The sequence below is a fragment of the Virgibacillus sp. Bac330 genome (genome assembly GCF_003667845.1).
Lineage (GTDB): Bacteria > Bacillota > Bacilli > Bacillales > Amphibacillaceae > Virgibacillus > Virgibacillus chiguensis.
Genome location: NZ_CP033048.1, coordinates 1,784,253 through 1,807,137, shown reverse-complemented (window position 1 = coordinate 1,807,137; position 22,885 = coordinate 1,784,253). Strand labels below are relative to the sequence as shown.

The window sequence follows — 22,885 nt, the reverse complement described above, 5'->3', positions numbered from 1 at the left end:
TGAAAATATGTAGTATACGTGCAAAATTACATCGTGAGGTTGATAAAAATGGCATTGTTTCGAGCGGAAAATATAAAAGTGAAGGGGATTATTGAAATAAACAAACTAGAAATCCCTGCTCAACAAATTGTTTGTATCGTTGGAAAGAGCGGAAGTGGGAAATCGACTTTTTTACGATTGTTAAATCATTTGGATTCGCCTGACGAAGGGACTATTTTCTATCAAGGAGAAAACATGCAGAAAATGAATCCGATCGAGCTTAGGAGATCGATAACTACGGTTCCACAAACTCCAGTCATATTTTCAGGCTCCGTAGAAGACAACTTAAAAATTGGACAGAAATTATCTGGTATAGATGTAGTAAATGAGTTAAAACTTAAAGAGACTTTAGAAAAGGTTTTTTTACATAAATCATTAGACGCTCCTGCTGAAGATTTATCAGGTGGCGAAAAACAACGGCTTGCATTAGCAAGAGCTATGTTACTACAGGCAGATGTTTTTCTTTTAGATGAGCCTTCCTCTGCATTGGATAGCGATACGGCAGCTAAGGTTATTGATGTGTTTATCGAATTTATTAAAACACAAAACAAATCTTTAATTATGATTACGCATGATCTTGAGTTAGCGAGACGTGTAGCAGATGTGACCATTGAAATGGACCAATATAGCAAAAACGTCTCTTAACAGTTAAGCTATACGAATTATACAGATCTTATATGGAAAGAGGAATACAAAATGAGCGAGCCAAGTTCTATTGATTTAACTTTTTGGCAATTACTATTCGCATATGTTTTTATAGTTATTTTATGGATTATCGTTCGTGTGAAAGGTATCCCGAGGCAAAAATTAATTGTCATTTCTACAGTACGGATGACAGTACAATTGGTTTTAGTTGGCTATTTATTAATGATTGTGTTTGAAAATCCGCATCCAGCGATCACTTTAGTCATTGTTTTATTTATGCTTGGATTTGCTATCTATAATGTGTATAAACGTGCAACCGTAGCCATTCATATATCTGTTAAAAAGACGATTGCGCTAGCTATGGTATTAGGCATATCTGTAAGTATGGCTTATTTTTTATTCGTTGTTCTTCAATTAGATCCTTGGTATGAACCACAGTTATTTATTCCGATTGGTGGCATGATCATCGGTAATGCGATGACTGGTATTACTTTAGGTGTAAACCAATTGCTTATTGGTATGAGAGAACAAAAAGAAAAAGTAGAAGCAGCTTTAATGTTAGGTGGAACGCCAAAAGAAGCATCCAATTCGATTATTAATGAAGCTTTTGATTCTGCACTGCTTCCAACTATTAATTCAATGGTCGGTATGGGAATTGTATTCTTACCTGGTATGATGACAGGACAAATTATTGCTGGAGCATCTCCTGTCAGTGCTGTGAAGTATCAGATTGCAATTATGCTTGGTGTAGCAGGAACTGTTTCAATTACTGTTGTAATTTTTCTCCATTTAACATACAAAGCGTTCTTTAACCATCGTGCACAATTGAAATTTTCTGATGACTAGTATTTAAAAAAACAAGCACGCGTTCCATATGTGTTAACTTAGCTACTGTTTAAACTTTTTCGAAAAGAGACTTTCTTCTTAATAATATAGACTAGCAAGTGAAATAGTTTTGTTAGTGACCTATGAATGGTTGGGAAGAATTTATTAGCTTTATGGGATTCTCCTAATAAATTGAGGTGTTCCCAACCTAAAGGTGAAATATGATGCAATAAATCCGTCCGTTTTTGATATCCAACTGCTCTTGTTAGATGTAGAGTATTCCAGATACTGATGGCGTTGATGATTATGTTTAAGGCACTAGCCCTTTGCAATTGATGCTGTATGGTTCGTTCCCTAAACTCTCCTTGCTTTCCAAAGAAAATAGCTCTTGCCAATCCATTCATGGCTTCTCCTTTATTCAATCCTTTTTGTATTTTTCTTCTTAAAGATTCATCCGAAATGTAATTAAGGATAAAGATTGTTTTTTCTATACGTCCCATCTCACGTAAGGCTGTAGCTAAGCTGTTTTGTCTTGAATAAGATCCTAATTTCCCTATAATCAAGGATGCTAAGACTGTTCCTTCGCTTATTGAATGAGCTAACCGTAAAGCATCCTCATAATTTTCTTTTGAGATGTTTTTTACATATATCTTCAGCATTCCCACTGTACTTTTCTGAAGCAATATGCTAATTTTTTTATTAATAAAGCGGAGTCTCTTATGATTATTTTACATGATGAAATAGATATAGAAGAATATGAAGCAAGAGGGAAAAATAATAGCTTTCCTGCATTTGATCGGTGTCCTAACTGTCAATGCATAGCCCAAGGTAATGTGCGCAGAAATGGTTTTTACTGGCGGTACGGGATATAGAAGAAAAAGAATTATACATTCCAATCTGTCGCTTTAGGTGTTTGGATTGTACAGTAACAATCTCTATTTTACCGAGCTTCCTCATTCCTTATTTTCAACATACATTGGATTGGATGGACGTGTCAGTTCAACTAGCCAGAATCCTTCAAGACAATTTCAGCAAATTGAATCAAATTGGATTGAATATTATATATGAAGAAAAAGTTTCTAGTGCAACAAGGGATCGTGAGCAACTTTGAGGATTTACAAGAAGGTGATATCATTCATGTTACAGACTTAACTCGGATTACTCGTAGTACACAAGACAATTTTATTTGAATTAATCGATAACATACGGAGTAAAAAGGCAAATTTAAAATCCTTAAAAGATACATGGCTAGATTTATCAGAAGATAATCCCTACAGCCAATTCTTAATTACAGTTATGGCGGGTGTAAACCAATTAGAACGTGATCTTATCCGTATGCGGCAGTGTGAAGGGATTGAACTGGCTAAGAAAGAAGGAAAGTTTAAAGGTCGGTTAAAGAAGTATCATAAAAATCATGCAGGAATGAATTATGCAGTAAAGCTTTATAAGGAGGGGGAAATGACTGTAAATCAAATATGTGAGATTACTAATGTATCACGAGCATCGCTTTATAGACAATTAGATAAGGATAAAGCAAACAACAACTAAGTTGGCTTAAAATGGGCACATTCCGCAAATAGGCATAATTGCAGAGTAATGTACTTGAAAATATTAAATAGGATAATAGAGATAGAGGAGCTTTTAATTAATGATCAATCTGACAAATGAGAGAATACCAAAGGAAGCCATCCAAGCATTAAATGTCTTAGAGGAGTTGCTTGGAAGTTCGATAATCGGGGTATATCTATTTGGTTCTGCTGTAAATGGTGGCTTACGCATTAACAGTGACGTAGATGTCTTAGTCGTCGTGAATCATAGCTTTTCTGAAGTCACTCGAAAAAAACTAACAGACAGACTAATGCTGATCTCTGGAAAGATAGGAAATACAGATTCTGTGCGACCACTCGAAGTCACGGTTATTAACCAAGAGGATGTTATTCCTTGGCGATATCCACCAAAAACTGAATTTATCTATGGGGAGTGGCTTAGGAACGAATTCGAGAAAGGACAAATCCAAGAACCAACCTATGACCCTGATTTGGCTATTGTTTTGGAACAAGCAAGAATGAACAGCGTACCTCTATTAGGTCCTGATACTTCAAATATACTAGTTCCTATTCCGATAACAGATATAAGAACGGCAATTAAGGAATCTTTGCCAGAATTAATTGAGGGGATTAGGGGAGATGAACGTAATGTGATTTTGACTCTTGCTCGAATGTGGCTGACAGTTGCTGTTGGTGAAATCTCACCCAAAGATGCGGCCGCAGAATGGGCTATACCTCGGTTACCTAAAGAACATGCGAATTTACTCAACTTAGCTAGAAAAGCGTATCGTGGGGAGTATGTTGATAGGTGGGAAGGACTGGACTCCGAGGTGATGGCACTCGTAAATTATATTAGAAACTCTATAGAATCTTATTTTAGTATTTGAGCAAGCTCTTAAAAACCCACGAGAGAGCTTCATTAAAGAAGGCGCATTTGTAAAATAGAGAAATCTCAATTTACCTTGAAACTTAAAAGGGAATTGAGATTTCTTTATGTTGTAAATCCGCATTTTCCTGACTCTACCCCTAAAGGGTTTTTAAAATAAGTTTGTTCTTTTATATTCATATATTATCATCCTTCCTTTAACTTATATTTTTAAACTATTGTGAATTCAGGGCGTGTAATGCTTAAAAAGCCTTATATACATAAAACCACTTAAAAATGCAGCCAAAAGGATAATACTAAATATGCTTAATGGATTCATCCACTCAGATAAAAATATGGTGACCGGAGCTAAAAACCTGCCAATAGTAAATTGTAAATCGGCTGCACCCATATATGTCCCTCTTGAATTATCTGGTGCGTAATCTGCAATAAAATTTTTTATAACGGGGGCACGAACAATCTCACCAAAAGTAAAAATAATAGTTAACAATAACAAAACCCATATATTAGTTGTAAAACCAACTAGAAACATGCCGACCCCAGCTAATATAGCAGATAATATGAAAACGTTGTGGTCTGTCCAACCTTTTAGCCACTTAGTTACAGGCAATACAAAAAATACAAATAAAAGTCCATTAAGACCTAAAATTAATCCTAATATCTCTTTACCATTTAAACTTAGAGTCCAATTATTAAAATTAAATAAATTTTGAGCAGGTACATAAGAGGTAACATAATATGCTATATATAAATCTAGTTGCATAATAGCAATTACTGCCAGAACTCCTCCAATTATATAACGAAAAAATATTTTATCTTTAAGAACATCCCAGTAATCTTTGAGTTGATTACTGATAAACTTTGGTATTGTTTTTATCCCTATTTCTTCTCTATTTAAGATTGGAATGGATTCTTTAATATAAAGAACGATTGCCATGGTGTATATAACCATTACGAAAGTACAAACCCATAATAATCCACTTAAATAGTTGAAAAAGAAGAATGAACCGATAATCGGACCTAAAACTGCCCCTATATTATTTGCTGTGATAAAGGTGGCAAATATTTCCCTTGTATCTGATTTTCCGGCTAAGTCAGCAACCATAGCATTGCTTGCCGGACTATAAATAGCCCCGCCAAGGCTGATTCCTAAAAAACAACTATAACTTATCCAATGATTATCATACATTACAGATATCGCAAACAGAGCAAACATTAAAGTTTGTATAGAAGCTCCTATTATCATAATAATTCGTCGCCCTATATAATCAGATATATTACCTCCAATTATATTACCCATAATAGAGACTAATGGTGGGATGCTCATCAAAGCCCCGGTAACAGCGTTTCCTAATATACCGCTAAAATAAACTGCCATAAACGGAAAATACATCCAATAAAACAAATTGAAAATAGTTTCACCAGCTAATCTTATTTTTAAACTCCTATCCCATTGTTTTATCCTCATATATACCCCCTTAAAAAATGAATTTATTTTGTCTGACTTGTTATGATTAAGTATAGATAAAAATGAATGGGATAATTCAGATACACACTAAATGTTTTTAATAGTAATAATTATACAAAAAATTTTAAAAACCTTTTTATTTCACAAAAAAATGTTGATTACATAACTATAGTTAATGGTGATATCGATTACGGAAGAAGATGTATTTCGGGAAATTGCATAGGATATCTTAGCATGTAAAAAAATTCAGTTAAGGTGTGATTGATCCTGCACTTACTCGTATTTCATCATATATATACGATAGAAGATGAATCCATGAGACTTTTTCATCTGTTTGGTTATTTATGTTTACTTTGGTCAATAAACTTTTCAACCTTAATTTTATTTTTGGGGTACCGTCATGAAAATGGTCTTAGCGTTGTAAATTCGCATTTTCATGACGGTACCCCTAATAGTAAAATAATGTGCACTATAAAATTGTTCTTTAACACCTATTTATGATAAAATTTAAATTATTATAAAATTCAAGCTTGAATCTATTGTTAAATAGTTGATTTAGGAGGTAGATAGTATGATTAACCATGTAAATATTGACGTAGCAAAAACGAAGGTAGGGGGCATGTCTCTTTAAGATATCGTTCGCTAAATAAGAAAGGGGAGCATTATTTGAAACAAATTTTATTAATTATTGATGCACAACAAGAGCTAATAGAAGGAAACAAAGAATATGGAGCCGTTTTTTTAAAAGAGGAATTAATTAGAAATATCAATAGCGTCATTGAAAAATCAAGTAAATTAAATATTTCTGTTGTCTTTGTTAGGGATTTAGATGTTGCAGAAGGCAAAGGGAAGGGTTTTCAAGTGCATGAAGAAATCCATATACCTAAAAATGCAACATTCTTTGATAAAACCGCAACAAATTCTTTCTATGGAACTGGACTTTTAAATTACTTTAAATCTGAAGAAATTGAACATGTAGTTATGATGGGGTGTACGACCCAGCATTGTATTGATAGCGCAGTCAGAACAGCTACGATTAATGGGTTAGATGTTACATTAGTAGGTGATGGACATTCTACAACAGGAAGCGATATTTTACATGCAGAGCAAATTATCCAGCATCATAATAATACTCTGCATGGACATTACAATGTTGAAAACTTTTCCATTGTAAGAAAAACAGAGGAAGATTTGTTTCATCCAACACATCATTTATATAGGTGATTTTCTTTATAAAGTAATATCCCGATTTCTTAAGTTTGACAAAGGAATTGGGATCTTTTATTGTTGCGTGTTTATTCAATATAAAATGAAAGTGTCATTAAATCGAACACTTCTGTATTGCTTTAAACTCTCTATAAGGGACGAAGTCGATTCTGTACATACGTTAATCCAATAGGTATAGTTGGAAAAAAGGTTGTATTCCCTTTATAATGAATAAAAAACATACAGGAGGAAAATATATGGTGTTTCCTTCCAAGAAGGATCAATGGATTACTGTTCTCTTATGGGGGATTTCTATAATAGGATTTTTTATACCGCTAATTACAGGAAACGGGTTGTCTATTTTACTAATCCTTCCTTTAATTGTGTTCTTATTATGGTTTTGGTTTGCCACGGATTATCGGATTATTGGTGAAAAACTTAAAATTCGCTATGGGCCTGTTCGTCAAACGATAAATATAAAAGAGATTGAAGTCGTTTTTCAAGCGAAAAAAAATCCTTTAGCTGCTGCGCCAGCTTTATCACTTGACCGAATTGTATTGCATTGTGGAAAATTTAACGTAACAAGTATATCACCGCTAGACAAACAACAATTTTTACAAGCACTTATTGCTATAAACCCGCATATAAAAATGGAAAAGTCGTTGAAACAATCACTTTCTTAAAGTACTTGTTTAACAAGGAGGATGAGGAAATGCGTGTAGTAGAAAATATTAGCCAATTAATTGGAAACACGCCAATGTTGAAATTAAACAAACTTGTTCCTGACTATGCTGCAGACGTATATGTGAAACTAGAAATGTATAATCCCAGTAGAAGTGTAAAAGATAGGGCCGCGTTTAATATGATTAAAGTAGCGGAGGAAAAAGGATTATTGAAACCAGGTGATACTATTATTGAACCTACGAGTGGAAACACTGGCATTGGATTAGCAATGAGTGCGGCGGCAAAAGGGTATAAAACGATCATTGTCATGCCCGATAATAGTACTGCTGAACGAAGGAATATTGTTAAAGCTTATGGTGCAGAAGTTGTTTTAACGCCTAGTGAAGAAAAGATGCCTGGTGCAATAAACAAAGCGTTGGAGTTACAAAAAGAACATCCTGGAAGTTTTATTCCACAACAATTTGAAAATATGGCCAATCCGGATATTCACAAAACAACAACGGCTTTGGAAATACTTGAGCAAATGGAAGGTGAGCTAGATGCTTTTGTATGTACTGCAGGAACTGGAGGAACAGTAACTGGTACAGGTGAAGTATTAAAAGAAAAGCTTCCACACATCCATATCGCTGTAGTAGAACCAAAAGGATCTCCTGTTTTATCAGGAGGAAAGCCTGGTAAACATAAGCTTGTCGGCACAAGCCCGGGTTTTATACCAGAGATTTTAAATACGTCTATTTATGATGAAATTATGCAAATTGCAGATGATAATGCAGTTCAATTGTTTAAAGAACTTGGACAAAAAGAAGGCATTTTTATTGGTTTATCAGGTGCTGCTGCTGTATATGCAGCTATCCAAACAGCTAAGCGTCTTGGAAAAGGAAAGAAAGTTGTTTGTATTGCTCCGGATTCTGGAGAACGCTATTTAAGCATGAATTTATTTGCGGAATAAAATTGATATGCTTTCATGTGTCACCGCTGACGCTATTTCTCATAAAGATGTTAAGGTTTTGCTATAACCAAAATAAATACTTCCGACATGGTGCTTTTTTAACGATAAGCAAACTTTTTCTTCATCTTTCATTGAAAAATAGAGCTACGGTATAACTACACGTATCTATGCATTATTAATCGAGTAGGAGGGGGCGACTAACCCCCGACCTCTCACACCACCGTACGTACGGTTCCGTATACGGCGGTTTCATTTAAGTCCAACGCATCGTTTGATATCGTTTATGTAGACTCTTTAAGCCTAGGTTTGACCAGTATCGATCACCTAATGCTCTATGTAAGATCGGACTTTTAGCTATACGCCAATAAGCCTTTCTCGTGTTTGCCCACTCCCATGCTTTTCCTTTACTAATTCCAAGTTTTATTAAATTCTTGTATTTTGTTTTGACTTTCTTCCATTCTTTCCAGCGTATCATTCGCATCCTTCTTCGAATCCAGCTATCCAAAACTTCAAATATAGAGGGCGTCTCTGCTAGCTGATAGTAGCCTAGCCAACCTACTAAGTATCGATTTAGCTTTGCGATTCTATCCTGCATATTCATAGACTTCTTTCTTGAGGTTAGTTCTCTGACACGCTGTTTAAAGCGTTTGATACTTTCTTTAGAAACCCGAATCTTTGGGTTCTCTTTATGGAATGTGAAAGAAAATCCTAGGAATTTACGCTTCCATGGGCGGTCTACTGCACTTTTCTGTTCATTTACTTTTAATTTGAGTTTTCCTTCGATAAATGTAGTGATACTTTTCATCACTCGCGATCCCGCTCTCCTCGATTGAACATATATGTTACAGTCGTCCGCATAACGGACGAAATGGAGCCCCCTTCGCTCTAATTCTTTATCTAGCTCATCTAAAACGATGTTGGATAGCAACGGACTTAATGGTCCGCCTTGAGGGGCTCCTTCTGTGTTTGGTTGAACGATTCCGTCCTCCATAATGCCAGCTTGGAGATACCTACGTATAAGTTTAAGTACTCTCGGATCTTTGACCTTTTGGCTCAGTTTCCTCATTAATCGGTCGTGATGTACTTTATCAAAGAATTTCTCTAAATCCATGTCTATAACCCAGCGATAGCCATCTTTCATATAGCTTCTCGCTTTCCTAACCGCGTCATGTCCTCGTCTGTTTGGGCGAAAACCATAACTATGTTCAGAAAATGTTGCGTCATAGATGGTTGTTAGAACTTGTGCGATTGCTTGTTGGATGAAACGGTCTAGCACGGTAGGAATTCCTAGCTTCCTCACTCCGCCGTTTGGTTTCGGGATTTCGACACGGCGAACGGGTTGAGGATAGTAGGTACCTGATTCGAGTTGTTCTCGAACGGAAGCCCAGTGTTCCATGAGATGCGCTCGTAGGTTTTGTACGGGCATTTCATCCACACCGTGGCTTCCTTTGTTACGTTCGACACGTTTCAGTGCACATATTAAGTTTTCTCGTGATAGAATGCTTTCCAACATGATATCTAACTCCTACGTGAATGGCTCTTTCTTCTTGTGTGGCAATTTCTCTCAGCCCTTCTAGTGTCCCCCACGGGATTCACCGCTTCCTTCACTAGGAAGGTTTTCTTGTTTCTGCTTCATCAAGTATTGCGTACTCCGAAGCGACCATTCTTCTTCAATGATTCAGCCCTTCCTAGAAATATCTAGTACTACGGCTTCGGCTGACTTCTGACAGTTCAGCGAACACTTACATGTTCGGTTACGGCGTGTGCACCGCTTTTCTGTCAGATCTCCCGGGGTAAGCACACATTCTTCCTCTCCATATCCCCACTTCATTTACTCTGTGTACCCTTTGACAGTAAGGACTTTGACTTGTTGTGCAGTCTCATCCAAGTACACCTAGCCTTCTATGAAGTTCGTGTTCCTAAGGGCGGAGATTTGCCGCCGACTTCCTTCAGATTCTGGGTCACCCCAGACACCCTTGTCTTAGGCTAACCACTACTACTGCCTTCGTGGTTCGGGACTCGAACCCTAGAGAATGTGTGCATGCCTGGCACACACATATAAAAGCCAACGAAGCTTCGTTGGCTTTTATATGTTAAAATAAGCATAACTAGGATAATCGTTTTGTATTTTCATCACTTCTAATAGCTTCAATTAAAAAGAATTGAAACCTTTTGCACAAATACTTCTGAGGAGAACTTCAATGAAAAAGACTGCTTATATTATTAGTGTTTCTAGTCTAATATGTGCCTTACTTGCCTTTGTGGAGCATGGAATGGATGTTAATTATGTTGTTAAATCATTAAGCAAAATGACGTTATTTTTTCTTGCGATATGGTTATACACTCGTTTATTTGGCGATTTTCGCTTTAAAGATGTTCTAACTTTAGATAAAATGAATAGAAGAGATTGGTTGCGTTTACTTTTCCTTGGAGCATTATCTGCTTCCATCGTTTTAGCTGCTTATTTGTTGCTATCTCCTTATTTCTCAGTTAGCCAAATCAAGCAAGATATAACTGGAAGATTAGGTATAAGCGCCACGGGATTTATTTTCGTTGGCATCTATATTACTTTTATTAATTCTTTGTTAGAGGAGTACTTCTTTCGCGGGTTTATTTTCTTTCAATTACCCAGGAAAATCGGATACTTTTTTAGCCCTTTGCTATTTGCAACTTACCATATACCCATGATTGCCTTATGGTTTAGCCCTAGTTTAATTATCACTTGTTTTGTAGGACTTTGGGGGATCGCCATAGTTTTTCATAAGGTAAATGAGAGAAACCAGACAATTTGGTTTTCGTGGATCATCCATGTATGTGCCGATATTATGATTATTGCCATAGGTATAACGCTATTCTATTTTTAAGCTTTTATAATACTAGATTAATAGGGGTAGCAGTTTTGTATATGGAAATGTCTATAATATGTTATTGCTAGCAATTTGGGATGAACTTTTTCGTTATTTAGAGCATAAACTTACTTTTAAGAAAGGAGGTAATCCTCATGAAAGCGTTTTTGAACAGTTTGTCCGCTCTTATGTTGGTCGGTTTAATTATTGCTACAATTATTTATCAGCAAAGTAATCAAACCACTTTAATGATGGATACTGATGAAACAGATCCTTCAGAAGGAGGTGATCCTCATGAAAATGATAATATAACGGATTCATTAGTCACAGATCAGGTTGTCGATCATGCTATTGACAATGAAAAACTGTTTATAACCTATAACAAAGGGGAGAATTGGATCCGTGTTCCGATAGAAAGAGATCTTTTGTTTGCTGGAGATTACAATGGAAGGAAGGATGAACTGATTCCGCAAAGTTACATACTTACTAAGGAGAGAACGGTATTTTTGCATCCGAAAGGAGACAAGGACGTCGCAATAACATACTCCTTAAACAAAGGGGAATCATGGAACACATCAATTATTGTTGATAATTATGGAGTTATTCGATTTCGGAAAATAGCATTTTTGAATGATGATTTTGGTTATGCCATTCTTTCAGGTAATCGAACTATGTCTCAGGAATATTCCAGTGTCCATCTTACTTTTGACGGCGGTAAAAGCTGGAAAAAAACATCAAGTCCTAATATTTCAAGGTTAATTGCAGATGGGGGCTTTGTTGATGAACGGACTGGCTTTTTGTCTTATGGTACTATTAACCCTCAAGAGCCGCAGCTTTATGTGACGAAGGATGCTGGGCAAACATGGAAACAAGCAAAAGTTTATGTGCCAAATACATTCACACTTCATTTTGTAATTGCTGAAACTCCTGAAAAAAATGGTAATGAACTAACTATGCTAGTTAGGCAAGGGCCAAATGGGGATTATAAAGGTGGAAATGTAAAAGGTAAGTTTAAGTCAATGGACGGCGGAGAAACATGGGAGTTTGTATCGGAGGTGGATCCTGTTGAAACAGAGTAAATTACGTATAGCAGGTTGGCTGCTGTTTCTATTAGCGGGTCTGATATTTTGTGGCCAGATTGTTTTTTTATTTCTTCCTACTATTTATCCTCAGGTAGAATATACTGATAATCGTCTATTTTATTTTTTTAATATAAGCTTTGCTGTTTTTTTATCGTTAGCGCTTTTGTTTTTGCTAGGTCTGTCAAAGATGTGGAGGCTTTTTGTCGTTGTTTGCTTAGGGTTATTTGCAATTGTAAATACTTGGATGCTTGTTTCAACTAATCAGCAAGTAAGAAATATCATTAGCATTTCACCTAATTTTAAAGAAGTATTAGTTATAAAAAAGCAGACAAACACGCAAACGGCTACATATTATCGTTCAAGATTCGGCATTTTGGCAATGCCTCACCAAACGCTTCCAGAAGACTTGAAAAGTTCACCCAAGATAAAGTGGTTAGCAAATGATATAGCGGCAGTTACTTACAAAACCTCAGGTGACAATTTACAGCAATTTATAGCTACCTATGGAGATCGTGGGGATGGGACATCTTATTATGAAGTTGGAGCGGTTACGTCTGGTGAATGGCGTGGTGATGGAGTTGAGGTGATCAATCATCCAGAAGGAATTACCGTTATAACAAACGGCACTTCAGAGACATTTAGTTGGGAGGAGACTATTCAATACGGGACGCTTGCTATTGTTCTAATGAAAGAGAATCAAGCTGTATGGACGATCGCATTAGATAAAAATTTTGATGCTGAAGCCATTAACGATGGAAGACAACAAACAGGAAATATCGTGTTATACAAAGCTACAATGAGTGACATAAAACCTATTGTTCTTGCAAAAGGACGATTAAAATAATGATCAGGAGAGTATTTCTGAAATACTGAGGATAATCAAATGTAGCAACGATGATGCTGTACAATCATTTTGCAACTAGTTGAAGAAGTCTTTCAAACCTGGAAAAACGCTATTTATAAATAAGTAGAAATGCAGTATCTTTTTCTTTCTATAGGTAAACATATATAATTAGAGGGAGAGAATTATTGAAAGAATTTGTCGTTATTTAAATTAATTGTGGAGGTATATAGAAAAGTGGAACATGATTTACGATTACGGCCTTTAGAGGAAGAGGATTTACCATTTATTCATGAATTGGTAAACGATCCAATTATTATGTCTTATTGGTTTGAAGAACCATACTACTCGTTTGCAAGATTAAAGGAAATGTATGAGAAACATGCACAGGATGAGCATTTACGGCGGTTTATAGTAGAAAGTAAAGGAGAAAGAATCGGCTTAGTAGATATTGCTTATATTGATTATCTTGTTCATAGAAACGCGGAGTTTGAAATTATAATTTCTCCGAAACATCAAGGTAATGGCTACGCTCTTCCAGCTGCTCAATTAGCAATGGACTATGCATTTTCAACATTAAACTTGCATAAATTATATCTTATTGTTGATAAACAAAATGATAAAGCTATTCACATTTATAAAAAGCTAGGATTTTATATAGAAGCGGAACTCAAAGAAGAATTTTTTGTAAATGGAAGCTATCATGATGTGTTACGTATGTGTATCTTCCAACGTGACTATTTAAATAAATTATAGTGACGTTTTATACTATCAAAAAGGCAATAGAGCAATAGAAAATAGCCTTCAGGGGTACTCACCGCTGTGGGCTATTTTAACATTTATCAACTTCAATTCTAAACTATATATCGTTTCTCATTTCCATTGTTTGAAACTATTTGTTAATTATACTGTAAGCGTAAAACAGCCCACATCTACATAATAGGTGTGGGCTGTTTTACGCTTACCCTTTCATAACCTTCAACAAGATTTTTTATGAAATGCCAAAGATTGGAGCAATATTTTGAAAAAAGTTTGATAAACACAAAAAAACCCAACTGAACATAAGCCAGCTAGGCATAAAGGTTGGTATATAATATTAAAAAATGAGTGTTTGCAAATTATAGCGATAGTAACTTCATAGCAACTTTAAGCTGTTTCTTGAAACAATGTGTGATTTACAATGAAAGAGATATAAATAAACTGTTCTAGTTCTATCAATTTCTTGAATTATTCCATTCTACTATGGTTAATACAAGGATTTAGCACCTCAAACGAAAAAAATTAAGATTAACATCCATATCTCTTTATGTCTATGTTAGGAGAAGAAAATTTTTAACTTCATTTTATATTGTCCGTTTTTGTGCACTTGTTCATATATAGGTTCATAATCATAACCAGCATCCATTGTTTGATATCGTAGATTTTGTAGAGGAAGCTGTTCATTAATTCCTTTTAATAAAGGAATAGCTGCCTTTCCATCATTTAGGCTACCAGACGAGAAAAAGGACTGTAAAATATACTGACTTTTTGTACCGACGGCCAAATGTCCTTTATAGCCAAAGCAAAATACATTCTTTCCTTCTGAGTTCTTTTTGACGCCCCATTCTGGAACCAAAGGAACCTCAGAACGTAACACATTTAAAGGTACATCAAGCTGGTCTCTAATTGTCTTTTCAAAAATTGGCTTATTGGCTTCTATCTCTGCTTGTTCTTTGAGCCATTGTTCAAGCTCTGCCTTGGATTTACGCCCACGCTTTTTGGGTTCAGATTTTGGTTTATCTTCCTTGGCTGGTGCTTGATCACGTGCTTCAAAATGGGTGGCGTCAATAGCGACTGTATCATCTGTGATAAACCCTTCTTCAATAGCTTGAAGGACGACATTTTCTAGTTTCTTTTCTAAAATGTTACAGTCTTTTAGTTTTGTGATAAGCCGGGAATAAGAGGCTTCAGATGGTATACTGTCCGAAACAAGAAATCCGCAATTTAGCTTAAAAGCGATATCATCATGGAGACGTTTGACAAGATCCTTAATAGTTGGGATACGTTCAACATATCTCACAAGGGTGGAAATAATCATAGCGGCATAATTCAATTCCTCTGGTGCGCCTAAACGTGATTTTTTGGCTACTTCATGATAAATCTTATGCAAATTAATAGCTGAAATAATGGCATCATATTTTTGGGGAGGTTCCATGTCATATAGTTCTTGAATGCCAAACAGGCTAGTTTGTCGTATAATGGTCATAGGAAGTACTCCTCCAGTCTTTTTATGGATGTCTTAACAACTACCATTATACAGGATTTGGGGAGGTACTTCCTTTTTTGTGTCTTGAAAGTCTTGTCCAGTAAGGGCTAGGAATTATGAAATTCATTCAGATGCGTGTGAATTTATGTAACTTATTTGATATTATAAAATACGAATTTATGTTAGTGTATATTCAAAGACTTTTGGCTCTCCATATTGTGAAAACTTAGAACAAAGAATATCGATAAGAAACAAGCATACACTTTTGCTTGCCATGTTTTGACTCACTAATGACATAAATTTGATCCATTGTTGTAGAGCAAGAACCAGTAAAGCTAATACCGATATAATAACAACAATACCATCGAGTTAGACTAGAATTTGCTAAGAAGGGGGAAGGGACTATGCTTAAAGATCAATTAATAAATATGGCAAAGACATTTATAGAAAATGACTTTCTTGAGGATAGTTTAAGAAGAGATACAATTCAATATATAGAATATAAATTTAATGAATCTGTTTATTTTGCGAAAATAACACAAGCTCATTTTTGGGCTTTTAGAGAAAATAAAGATAAAATAGAAGAAGTAAAGGCTATGACTATTATTGAATTAATTATCCTCGCATCCGATATTATGGACGATATGCAAGATAAAGACGCAAAAGATACTCCATGGAGCGATGTTGAAGATGCGTTTAATCTAAATATCATTATTGGTATCCTACTAATCTCCATGAAAGAAATAGAGGGAGTAGGAAGTAATGTGGATAAAAAATGGATACAAAAAAATGTATATAGTCCATTATTACAATCTATTAATGGACAACATATAGACTTAAAGAATCAGTTAATGAGTGAATCAGATTATTTGCAAATGTGCTTTTTGAAATCAGGTTCTTTAATTTCTTTAGCATGTTTTCTTGGTGCTGGAAATATACGAAGAAAATTAAGGGAGAAAATAGATGAATACTCTAAGTATTTAGGGGTTATTTTCCAATTGAGAAACGATATATCAGATATGAGAAATGGATTTATAAAAAGTGATTTATTTTTTAAAAAAAGAACACTTCCTGTTATATATTATTTAAATACGGACGATAGGGCATATGAGTCTATTCAAAATTATTATTTAAATAATTCATCAAATCTTGATGTTATAAAAGTCCATCAAGATTTGATGAAAGGGGATGCGTTACTTTATTGTTCAACCGTAGAAAAAGTATTTATGCATAAGTATAAAAAGATTGTCAATCAGTTGAATTTATCTCAGGAAAATACAGATTTACTATTAAGCATTATTGCCACACAACAGGAGGAGCCGAATTAATATGCTGTTTATTTTTATTATTAATTGAATCTTTAATTAGGTTAACTTCTTCGGAAGAAAGTGATAGATTAATCTCTTGGTGTTTTTGAATGCGCTGGAAAGTTGATTTATGATTTATTGCTTCTTTACGTAACTGTTGTTGAAAAATGTGCATTATCATGTTATTCACCTCCCTTATAAAAAAATCATTGCAAGGAGAAAAAGAAGAATGCTGAAAAAGAAGAAATATAGACTAATCAAAATTCTCTTTTATATGTTCCACATTTATTTTCTGTTTTTAATCATTGAACAAAATAAGGTTTTCTGGAATTCTATATATTTACCACTTTTATTTTCAGCAATCATTTCTATCTTCACATATATTATATACACACAGAGTAGGAAAAAATCCAGTCATTACTTAATTTATTTTTTATTAACTGGATCACTAGCTTATTTTACAGCATTTGGACAAGCTATTGGCATCTATATGGCTATATTTATATTCACTATTTCTTTTCAACTAAGTGGTTGGTATTTCAATAGATTTATAACTGAAATATTGTTCAATAAAAGAATGATTCGTGGAAGACAAGTTAAAACAGAAAAGTTAAATCAATCACTAATGTTTGCTGTTATGAGTTTTAGCCTTTTTGCATATTTTACCGGAGAAATGCAATTTCTTGCAAAAGTTATCTATATTCTTTACTTTTTCTTAAATATTATTATGCCATTATTGAAAATTACTCAATTATTAATATTCAATAAGAAAGGTCACCAGCGATTTTTAATATGGATGCTATTAATTCCAATGGTAGCATTAGGACCTTTTATTTTTTTACATGCCTTACCTTTATTATTTGATAGCATATGGTTAAATGCTTATACTGCAGCATGGTTCTTTTTTTTCTTACCAATAGGTTATACATATTTAATTCTCTCAAAAAAACTTTTAGATCTTACCTTTATTTTTAATCGAACAATCTATTATGGTAGTTTAGCCATGGTTCCAACATTTATTATCACCATTATTTTAATCTGGATTAATCCAGTTTTGAATATATTGAATTCAATCCAGGTATTCGTTATTATATTCTTAGTTTGCACAGTCTTTCTATTTATAAAAGAGGAATTAGATTATTATTTTCGAAACTCTTTGTTTCAGGATAAAAATAATTCCATTCAGTTTATTGAGCAGTTAGTTAAAGACTTGACAAATATTATGACATTTAAAGACTTAGAGATTTTTGTTGCCCAAAAAATAAATAATCAATTGAAAATGGTAGATGTAACGATTATTAAATATGATATTGAAACAAAAAAGGTAAAAAGTAACTATTTACTAGGAAATTCTGACTTTAAAGATATTCCATTCCAACTAGTGTTGAAAGAAACAAATCATACATTAATTGAATATCAAAATTATCTTGGTCTTTTTCTATCGAAGCAATCTAATGTTGTTCATTATTTATGGATTAGAAAGCAAGCTGATAATCAAGTTGGTTTCAATATAAGTGATAAGTCTTGGCTTATTACCTTTGTTTCGTATATTCGATTAACCTTTGAAAACATTATGATGAATGAAAAATGTGTAGAGCAAATTTTTGAAGGTAAAGAACAAACTTCTAGTCCTTTGTCAAGGTTTCTATTTCATTTTGCTGAAACGGAAAGAAAGAGATTAGCAGGAGACATTCATGATACTATTTTACAAGATCAAATATTTGTTTATCAAAAATTAGATAAACTTGCATCACATAATTGTCCCGAAATTTCAGATATACGTGATAAGCTAAAACATATTATCGATAAAACGAGGCAGACATGTATAGAACTACTACCTAACACATTAACAAATAATGGTTTGTCTTTCTCATTAAATGAGTTATTTAATCAACTTCAACAAAGAGCTCCGTTTTATCTAGACTTTGAAATAGAGGTAGTAACAGAAAAACTTGATTCATATGAAAAATCTATAGCAATATATCGGGTAATAGAAGAATTGACAAATAATGTTATAAAACATTCAAGTGCTGAACGTGTGTCACTATATGTATGGGAAGCGGATAAACATATATATATTGACTATATAGATGATGGTAAAGGCTTCCATCTAGAAGATGTAATGCACAATGATCAAATTGGACTTCGAAGTATAATCGAGCGAATCAAGAGTGTGAATGGTGACATCGAATTTGCTACAAGCACACCAAAAAATGTTCAAATTTATATAACGATACCGAGGTGATAATATGATAAACATACTTCTTGTTGATGATCATTATTTAGTAGGGGAAGGTACTAAAAGCATACTTGAGGAAGAGAAATTTTCGGTTCATTATTTGTCAACAGCTTCTAAAGTGTTAGAGTTAGACACGAAGTTTGATCTTTATATAATTGATATTCATATGCCAGACATGTCAGGGATAGAATTAGCAGAAAAATTATTAGAAAAGGATAAAGAAAGGAAAATAATTCTATATACAGGTTTTGCTAATCAAGAAAGTCTTCATCTATTTACTGACATTGGTATTAGTGGAGTGATTAGTAAAACCACCACTACTTCAGAATTAGTCTCGCTAATTCATGCTGTATTAATAGGGAACACGATTGTACCACTATCTATTTTTCAAAAACAGAAAGTAAATACAAATAAAAAAGGATTTACAGAAAGAGAATTAAAAATTTTAAAGTATATTTCAGAAGGATTAAGGAATAAAGAAATCGCTGAAAAACTTTTTCTTGCTGACCGATCTATTGAGTATCGTTTAACAAAAATATATAGAAAATTAGATGTGAGTACTAGAAGTGAAGCAGTTAAGAAAGCAACTGATTTAAAATTATTGGACTTTTAGGGTAGTAAAAGCCAATTAATGTTTTTAGAAAAATAAAATTATTAATTATTTCATACCAATAATTAATTAAATTATTTCTCTCAGAAGAGAGTATGTCTGATTAAATACAATATTTTTTAAATCGCATCACTACCTGAGCTTTTCAATTACAACTAATTTAATATTCTGCATTCCCTAAATGTGTAACGATGAAAACCTTATGAATTTCTTTTGCGCCAACTGTCTTTATTAATTTACGAGTCGTTACACTTTGAAAAGTAAAACAAGGAAAGGGAATATAAAAAAATGCACCATTGTAGATAAAAATTGATTTGTCAGCCTATACGAAGGTTATAGTTACGAAATGTATATCAATTAGTTATAAATAGCGGGAATCTAGGTTAATATTTTTTTAGTCTTAGAAATGAATGCAGCGACCTTTAATCATTTTTGTTTCAAGTAGTAGCTGTAGATTTTTTACAAAGAACCGTTATTAGTATTTATAATAGCTTATATTGCCTCACTGATAGGTTCATTTTGAAGGTATATTTAAATTATGGTGTAGTCCCCTAAAATCTAGATTATCTTTATTCAAGCAATTGGCAATTTAGTCTATTAACTCCACTTAAACTCATACTTCTCAAATACTTTTATAAAAAAACGAATGCCGTTTGTCTACTATATGAAAGGCACCACGGGAATTTTACCCCCGCAAGTATATCTGTAAGCGTAAAATAAAATACACATAACAATCACAGGGCATCTATGTGATAATCTTCTTAGAAAATAAATTAGGAGGTTATGCGATGACCCTAAAAGACAAGCGAATAGAATGGAAAGCGCGGTATGATGCCTGGAAAGAAAGCGGACAAAGTATATCTGCATGGTGCCGGCGGAAAGAAATTAAAACGCATCAGATGTATTATTGGGTGCAACAATTTCGTGAGCACGGAAAAACTTCCATCAAGAAAAGCGCATCCAGGGAAACACAATGGCTAACCGTTCAAATGGGTGATTCTCCACTTGTACCACCTCACGAGAAAGAACCAATCTTTATTCACGTTGGTTCTACCTCCATTGAAGTGCGATCAGGAACGGATATGAACTTACTCTCGGATATTATTCATGTTTTAGGGAAGTAATCACGTTCATGAATATGCCATTTGAAAAAGTGTATTTAGCTTGCGGTAGCACAGATATGCGTAAATCGATTGATGGACTTGCTGCCATTGTGATAGAATGCTTCGATTTAGACCCTTTTTCTCCTTGCCTGTTTGTATTTTGTAACCGAAAGCGTGATAAGTTAAAAATACTGCAATGGGAAGTCAACGGATTTTGGCTGTATTATCGTCGGCTTGAAAAAGGAACATTTCAATGGCCATCCGATAAAGACTTAACGCCTATATCTATTAGCCCACGTCAATTTCGCTGGTTGTTGGATGGTATGTCAATGAACCAGCACCAAGCACACAGAGAAGTACTAGCGCGCACGATTCTATAAAAAATTGAAATATAGAAATACGGGAATTTTACTAGGCAAGTCGGGTTCTTTTTCGTATACTAATTTTATGGATAAAACAGCGGAAACAAACAAGAACACAATGGAATATTATCAAGAGCTCAACGAAAAGCTAGAGTTGGAAGAAGAAGAGCTAGAAGCAAAATTAAAATGGTATGAAGAACAATTTAGATTGCTTCAACAACAAAAATTCGGCTCTTCTAGCGAGAAGACCAATTCTGACCAACTGTCTCTTTTTAACGAGGTAGAGGACACTTCGGATTCCAACCATGAAGAGCCTACGGTGGAGACGATTACATATAAACGCAAGAAGCAAAAAGGGCAACGCAAGGAGCAATTAGACAACCTGCCTACGGAAACGGTAGAATACCGTTTACCTGCTGAGGAACAGGTGTGTTCGTGTTGCGCTGGTGAACTGCATGAAATGAGCACGCAAGTGCGTAAAGAATTAAAGGTTATTCCTGCGCAGGTGAAAGTGGTGGAACATGTCCAGTACGTCTATAGCTGTCGCCATTGTGAACAACATGAGATACAAACGCCTATTCAAACAGCTAAAATGCCAGCGTCTGTGTTTCCGGGGAGTTTAGCCTCTCCTTCCGCCATGGCCTATACGATGACGCAAAAATACGTGGAAGGAATGCCGTTGTATCGCCAAGAGAAGCAATTCGAACGATTTGGCGTCTTTATTCCACGTCAAACACTAGCTAATTGGGTCATATATGGTGCGACCACTTGGCTTACACTCATTTACAAAGAGATGCATACCGCCCTATTAGAATTGGATACCATACATGCAGATGAAACAGTTGTACAAGTTTTATCTGAACCAGGTAGAAAAGCTACTTCCAATTCGTATATGTGGCTGTATCGCTCTGGCCATACGGATGTGCCAATCATTTTGTATGAGTACCAGCAAACAAGAGCATCCAAACATCCACGACGATTCCTACAGGGATATCAGGGCTACTTAACAGTAGACGGTTACCCTGGTTATAATGGAATAAAGAATGTCGTACTGATTGGTTGCTGGGCGCATGCACGTCGTAAATTCACAGAAGCATTACAATCGCTTCCCGAATCTTCGACCACTACAGCGGTAAAAGCGAAAGAAGGCTTAGACTTTTGTAATCAATTATTCGATATCGAACGCGACCTAAAGAGCGTTAGCCCACAGGAACGTTATGAACAACGTTTGGAGCGCAGTCAGCCCGTGCTGGATGCTTTTTCAGCATGGCTAAAACAGCAAACGCCGCGTGTTCTTCCGAAGAGTAAACTAGGCAAAGCTGTTACCTATTGCCGTAAACAATGGGATCGCTTAGAAGGATTTTTAAAGGATGGAAGATTGGAGATAGACAACAACTGCGCAGAGCGGTCGATCAAGCCTTTTGTGATCGGAAGAAAAGCTTGGCTGTTTAGTAATACCGCCAAAGGAGCTACATCCAGTGCCATTGTTTATAGCATAGTGGAAACAGCGAAGGAAAGCGGATTAAATCCATTCCATTATCTTAGCTACTTATTTGAACGACTTCCCAATATAGATACAACAGATAGGGAACAACTAACCCAACTCTTACCGTGGTCAACCACGCTGCCTCAAGAGTGTCGTGTTCCTACGAAATCTAAGTAAATCTTAACATAGGCCCACATCTACATAATAGGTGCGGGCTGTTTTACGCTTACGTATATCTTGCAGCCCTACTCATAGCTTGCTACGCTTTTAACGCTCGAACCATAATGATAGGGGAGTATAATTATCCTAACTGATAAGTTATAGCCATCAATTCACCACGATTGCTTTAGATTCATAGATTCCCGCACTCACTACTAGTGAAAGTCACACTTATGAATCAAGTAGCTCATCATCAGTAGAACATATCTGATTTTTTGTTTATGCTGCACAGTGTTGCTTTCTTTGTCAAAGATCAAATTATGATTAATGAAAGGGAAAACCTAACCATTATTTCA

The 22,885-nt window shown here is 34.9% G+C and carries 19 protein-coding genes and 3 pseudogenes; 17 read left to right on the top strand and 5 right to left on the bottom strand.

The genetic code is table 11. The features are described from left to right. Window positions 1–48 precede the first annotated feature (48 nt). Together D9780_RS08465 and fetB are read left to right on the top strand one after the other, a co-directional pair. Entirely contained in the window at window positions 49–684 is a 636-nt protein-coding gene (locus tag D9780_RS08465) for an ABC transporter ATP-binding protein (RefSeq protein WP_205601121.1), read from the top strand. A 51-nt stretch (window positions 685–735) separates the two neighbouring features. Next, window positions 736–1,530, top strand: a complete 795-nt coding sequence (fetB, locus tag D9780_RS08460) for an ABC transporter permease (protein WP_073004034.1) — start codon at window positions 736–738, stop codon at window positions 1,528–1,530. 38 nt (window positions 1,531–1,568) lie between these two features. Here the strand turns inward: fetB and D9780_RS08455 are convergent. Next, window positions 1,569–2,144 (bottom strand): annotated as a pseudogene (locus tag D9780_RS08455) (Tn3 family transposase); the annotation flags it as partial. 340 nt (window positions 2,145–2,484) lie between these two features. On the opposite strand from D9780_RS08455, the pseudogene D9780_RS08450 reads away from it, so the two are divergent. Beyond that, window positions 2,485–3,057, top strand: a pseudogene (locus D9780_RS08450) (recombinase family protein). A gap of 100 nt (window positions 3,058–3,157) precedes the next feature. Then, complete coding sequence (gene ant(9) / locus D9780_RS08445) at window positions 3,158–3,943, top strand: aminoglycoside nucleotidyltransferase ANT(9) (RefSeq protein ID WP_121639850.1); 786 nt, start codon at window positions 3,158–3,160, stop codon at window positions 3,941–3,943. 225 nt (window positions 3,944–4,168) lie between these two features. On the opposite strand, the gene D9780_RS08440 is transcribed toward ant(9), so the two are convergent. Then, the gene (locus tag D9780_RS08440; RefSeq protein WP_121639849.1) at window positions 4,169–5,410 is read right to left on the bottom strand and encodes an MFS transporter; all 1,242 of its coding nucleotides are present in this window, start codon (window positions 5,408–5,410) and stop codon (window positions 4,169–4,171) included. Between the two features lie 666 nt (window positions 5,411–6,076). Here D9780_RS08440 and D9780_RS08435 point away from each other — a divergent pair. The 3 genes from D9780_RS08435 (at window position 6,077) to cysK (ending at window position 8,249) form a co-directional block, all read left to right on the top strand. Then, window positions 6,077–6,634, top strand: a complete 558-nt coding sequence (locus D9780_RS08435; RefSeq protein ID WP_073004036.1) for an isochorismatase family protein — start codon at window positions 6,077–6,079, stop codon at window positions 6,632–6,634. A gap of 239 nt (window positions 6,635–6,873) precedes the next feature. Then, the gene (locus D9780_RS08430; RefSeq protein WP_073004038.1) at window positions 6,874–7,299 is read left to right on the top strand and encodes a PH domain-containing protein; all 426 of its coding nucleotides are present in this window, start codon (window positions 6,874–6,876) and stop codon (window positions 7,297–7,299) included. A 29-nt stretch (window positions 7,300–7,328) separates the two neighbouring features. Beyond that, a complete protein-coding gene (gene cysK, locus D9780_RS08425) occupies window positions 7,329–8,249 on the top strand; it encodes a cysteine synthase A (RefSeq protein WP_121639848.1) in 921 nt (306 codons plus the stop codon). Between the two features lie 253 nt (window positions 8,250–8,502). Here the strand turns inward: cysK and ltrA are convergent, their stop codons facing one another. After that, window positions 8,503–9,765 (bottom strand): group II intron reverse transcriptase/maturase, encoded by a 1,263-nt coding sequence (gene ltrA, locus D9780_RS08420; protein ID WP_121638889.1) that lies wholly within the window; start codon window positions 9,763–9,765, stop codon window positions 8,503–8,505. Between the two features lie 685 nt (window positions 9,766–10,450). Between ltrA and D9780_RS08415 the strand changes: the two genes are divergently transcribed. From D9780_RS08415 to speG, 4 genes are all read left to right on the top strand, one after another. After that, the gene (locus tag D9780_RS08415) at window positions 10,451–11,113 is read left to right on the top strand and encodes a CPBP family intramembrane glutamic endopeptidase (protein WP_073004041.1); all 663 of its coding nucleotides are present in this window, start codon (window positions 10,451–10,453) and stop codon (window positions 11,111–11,113) included. Between the two features lie 137 nt (window positions 11,114–11,250). Further along, on the top strand, window positions 11,251–12,174 hold the full coding sequence (locus D9780_RS08410; protein WP_121639847.1) for a WD40/YVTN/BNR-like repeat-containing protein: 924 nt from the start codon (window positions 11,251–11,253) through the stop codon (window positions 12,172–12,174). Continuing rightward, window positions 12,161–13,021 carry a hypothetical protein gene (locus D9780_RS08405; RefSeq protein WP_121639846.1) on the top strand — a complete coding sequence of 287 codons (861 nt, stop codon included), beginning with the start codon at window positions 12,161–12,163 and terminating at the stop codon, window positions 13,019–13,021. Before D9780_RS08410 ends, D9780_RS08405 begins: the two co-directional genes overlap by 14 nt. Before the next feature lie 234 nt (window positions 13,022–13,255). Next, window positions 13,256–13,774, top strand: a complete 519-nt coding sequence (speG, locus tag D9780_RS08400; protein WP_121639845.1) for a spermidine N1-acetyltransferase — start codon at window positions 13,256–13,258, stop codon at window positions 13,772–13,774. A 595-nt stretch (window positions 13,775–14,369) separates the two neighbouring features. On the opposite strand, the pseudogene D9780_RS08395 reads toward speG, so the two are convergent. Next, window positions 14,370–15,263: pseudogene (locus D9780_RS08395) on the bottom strand (transposase); the annotation flags it as partial. A 404-nt stretch (window positions 15,264–15,667) separates the two neighbouring features. Between D9780_RS08395 and D9780_RS08390 the strand changes: the two are divergent. After that, entirely contained in the window at window positions 15,668–16,591 is a 924-nt protein-coding gene (locus D9780_RS08390) for a polyprenyl synthetase family protein (RefSeq protein WP_121639844.1), read from the top strand. On the opposite strand, the gene D9780_RS08385 is transcribed toward D9780_RS08390, so the two are convergent. Continuing rightward, entirely contained in the window at window positions 16,560–16,751 is a 192-nt protein-coding gene (locus tag D9780_RS08385) for a hypothetical protein (RefSeq protein WP_121639843.1), read from the bottom strand. The genes D9780_RS08390 and D9780_RS08385 overlap by 32 nt on opposite strands. Window positions 16,752–16,799: 48 nt before the next feature. Between D9780_RS08385 and D9780_RS08380 the strand changes: the two genes are divergently transcribed. From D9780_RS08380 to D9780_RS08360, 5 genes are all read left to right on the top strand, one after another. Beyond that, the gene (locus tag D9780_RS08380; RefSeq protein WP_121639842.1) at window positions 16,800–18,815 is read left to right on the top strand and encodes a sensor histidine kinase; all 2,016 of its coding nucleotides are present in this window, start codon (window positions 16,800–16,802) and stop codon (window positions 18,813–18,815) included. A gap of 4 nt (window positions 18,816–18,819) precedes the next feature. Further along, the gene (locus D9780_RS08375) at window positions 18,820–19,422 is read left to right on the top strand and encodes a response regulator transcription factor (RefSeq protein WP_121639841.1); all 603 of its coding nucleotides are present in this window, start codon (window positions 18,820–18,822) and stop codon (window positions 19,420–19,422) included. 785 nt (window positions 19,423–20,207) lie between these two features. Then, a complete protein-coding gene (locus D9780_RS08370; RefSeq protein ID WP_121639840.1) occupies window positions 20,208–20,543 on the top strand; it encodes an IS66 family insertion sequence element accessory protein TnpA in 336 nt (111 codons plus the stop codon). 8 nt (window positions 20,544–20,551) lie between these two features. Next, window positions 20,552–20,902 (top strand): IS66 family insertion sequence element accessory protein TnpB, encoded by a 351-nt coding sequence (gene tnpB / locus D9780_RS08365; RefSeq protein WP_162985763.1) that lies wholly within the window; start codon window positions 20,552–20,554, stop codon window positions 20,900–20,902. Between the two features lie 67 nt (window positions 20,903–20,969). Beyond that, window positions 20,970–22,547: an IS66 family transposase gene (locus tag D9780_RS08360; RefSeq protein WP_121641461.1), complete on the top strand. Its 1,578-nt coding sequence runs from the start codon at window positions 20,970–20,972 to the stop codon at window positions 22,545–22,547. Window positions 22,548–22,885: the final 338 nt, after the last annotated feature.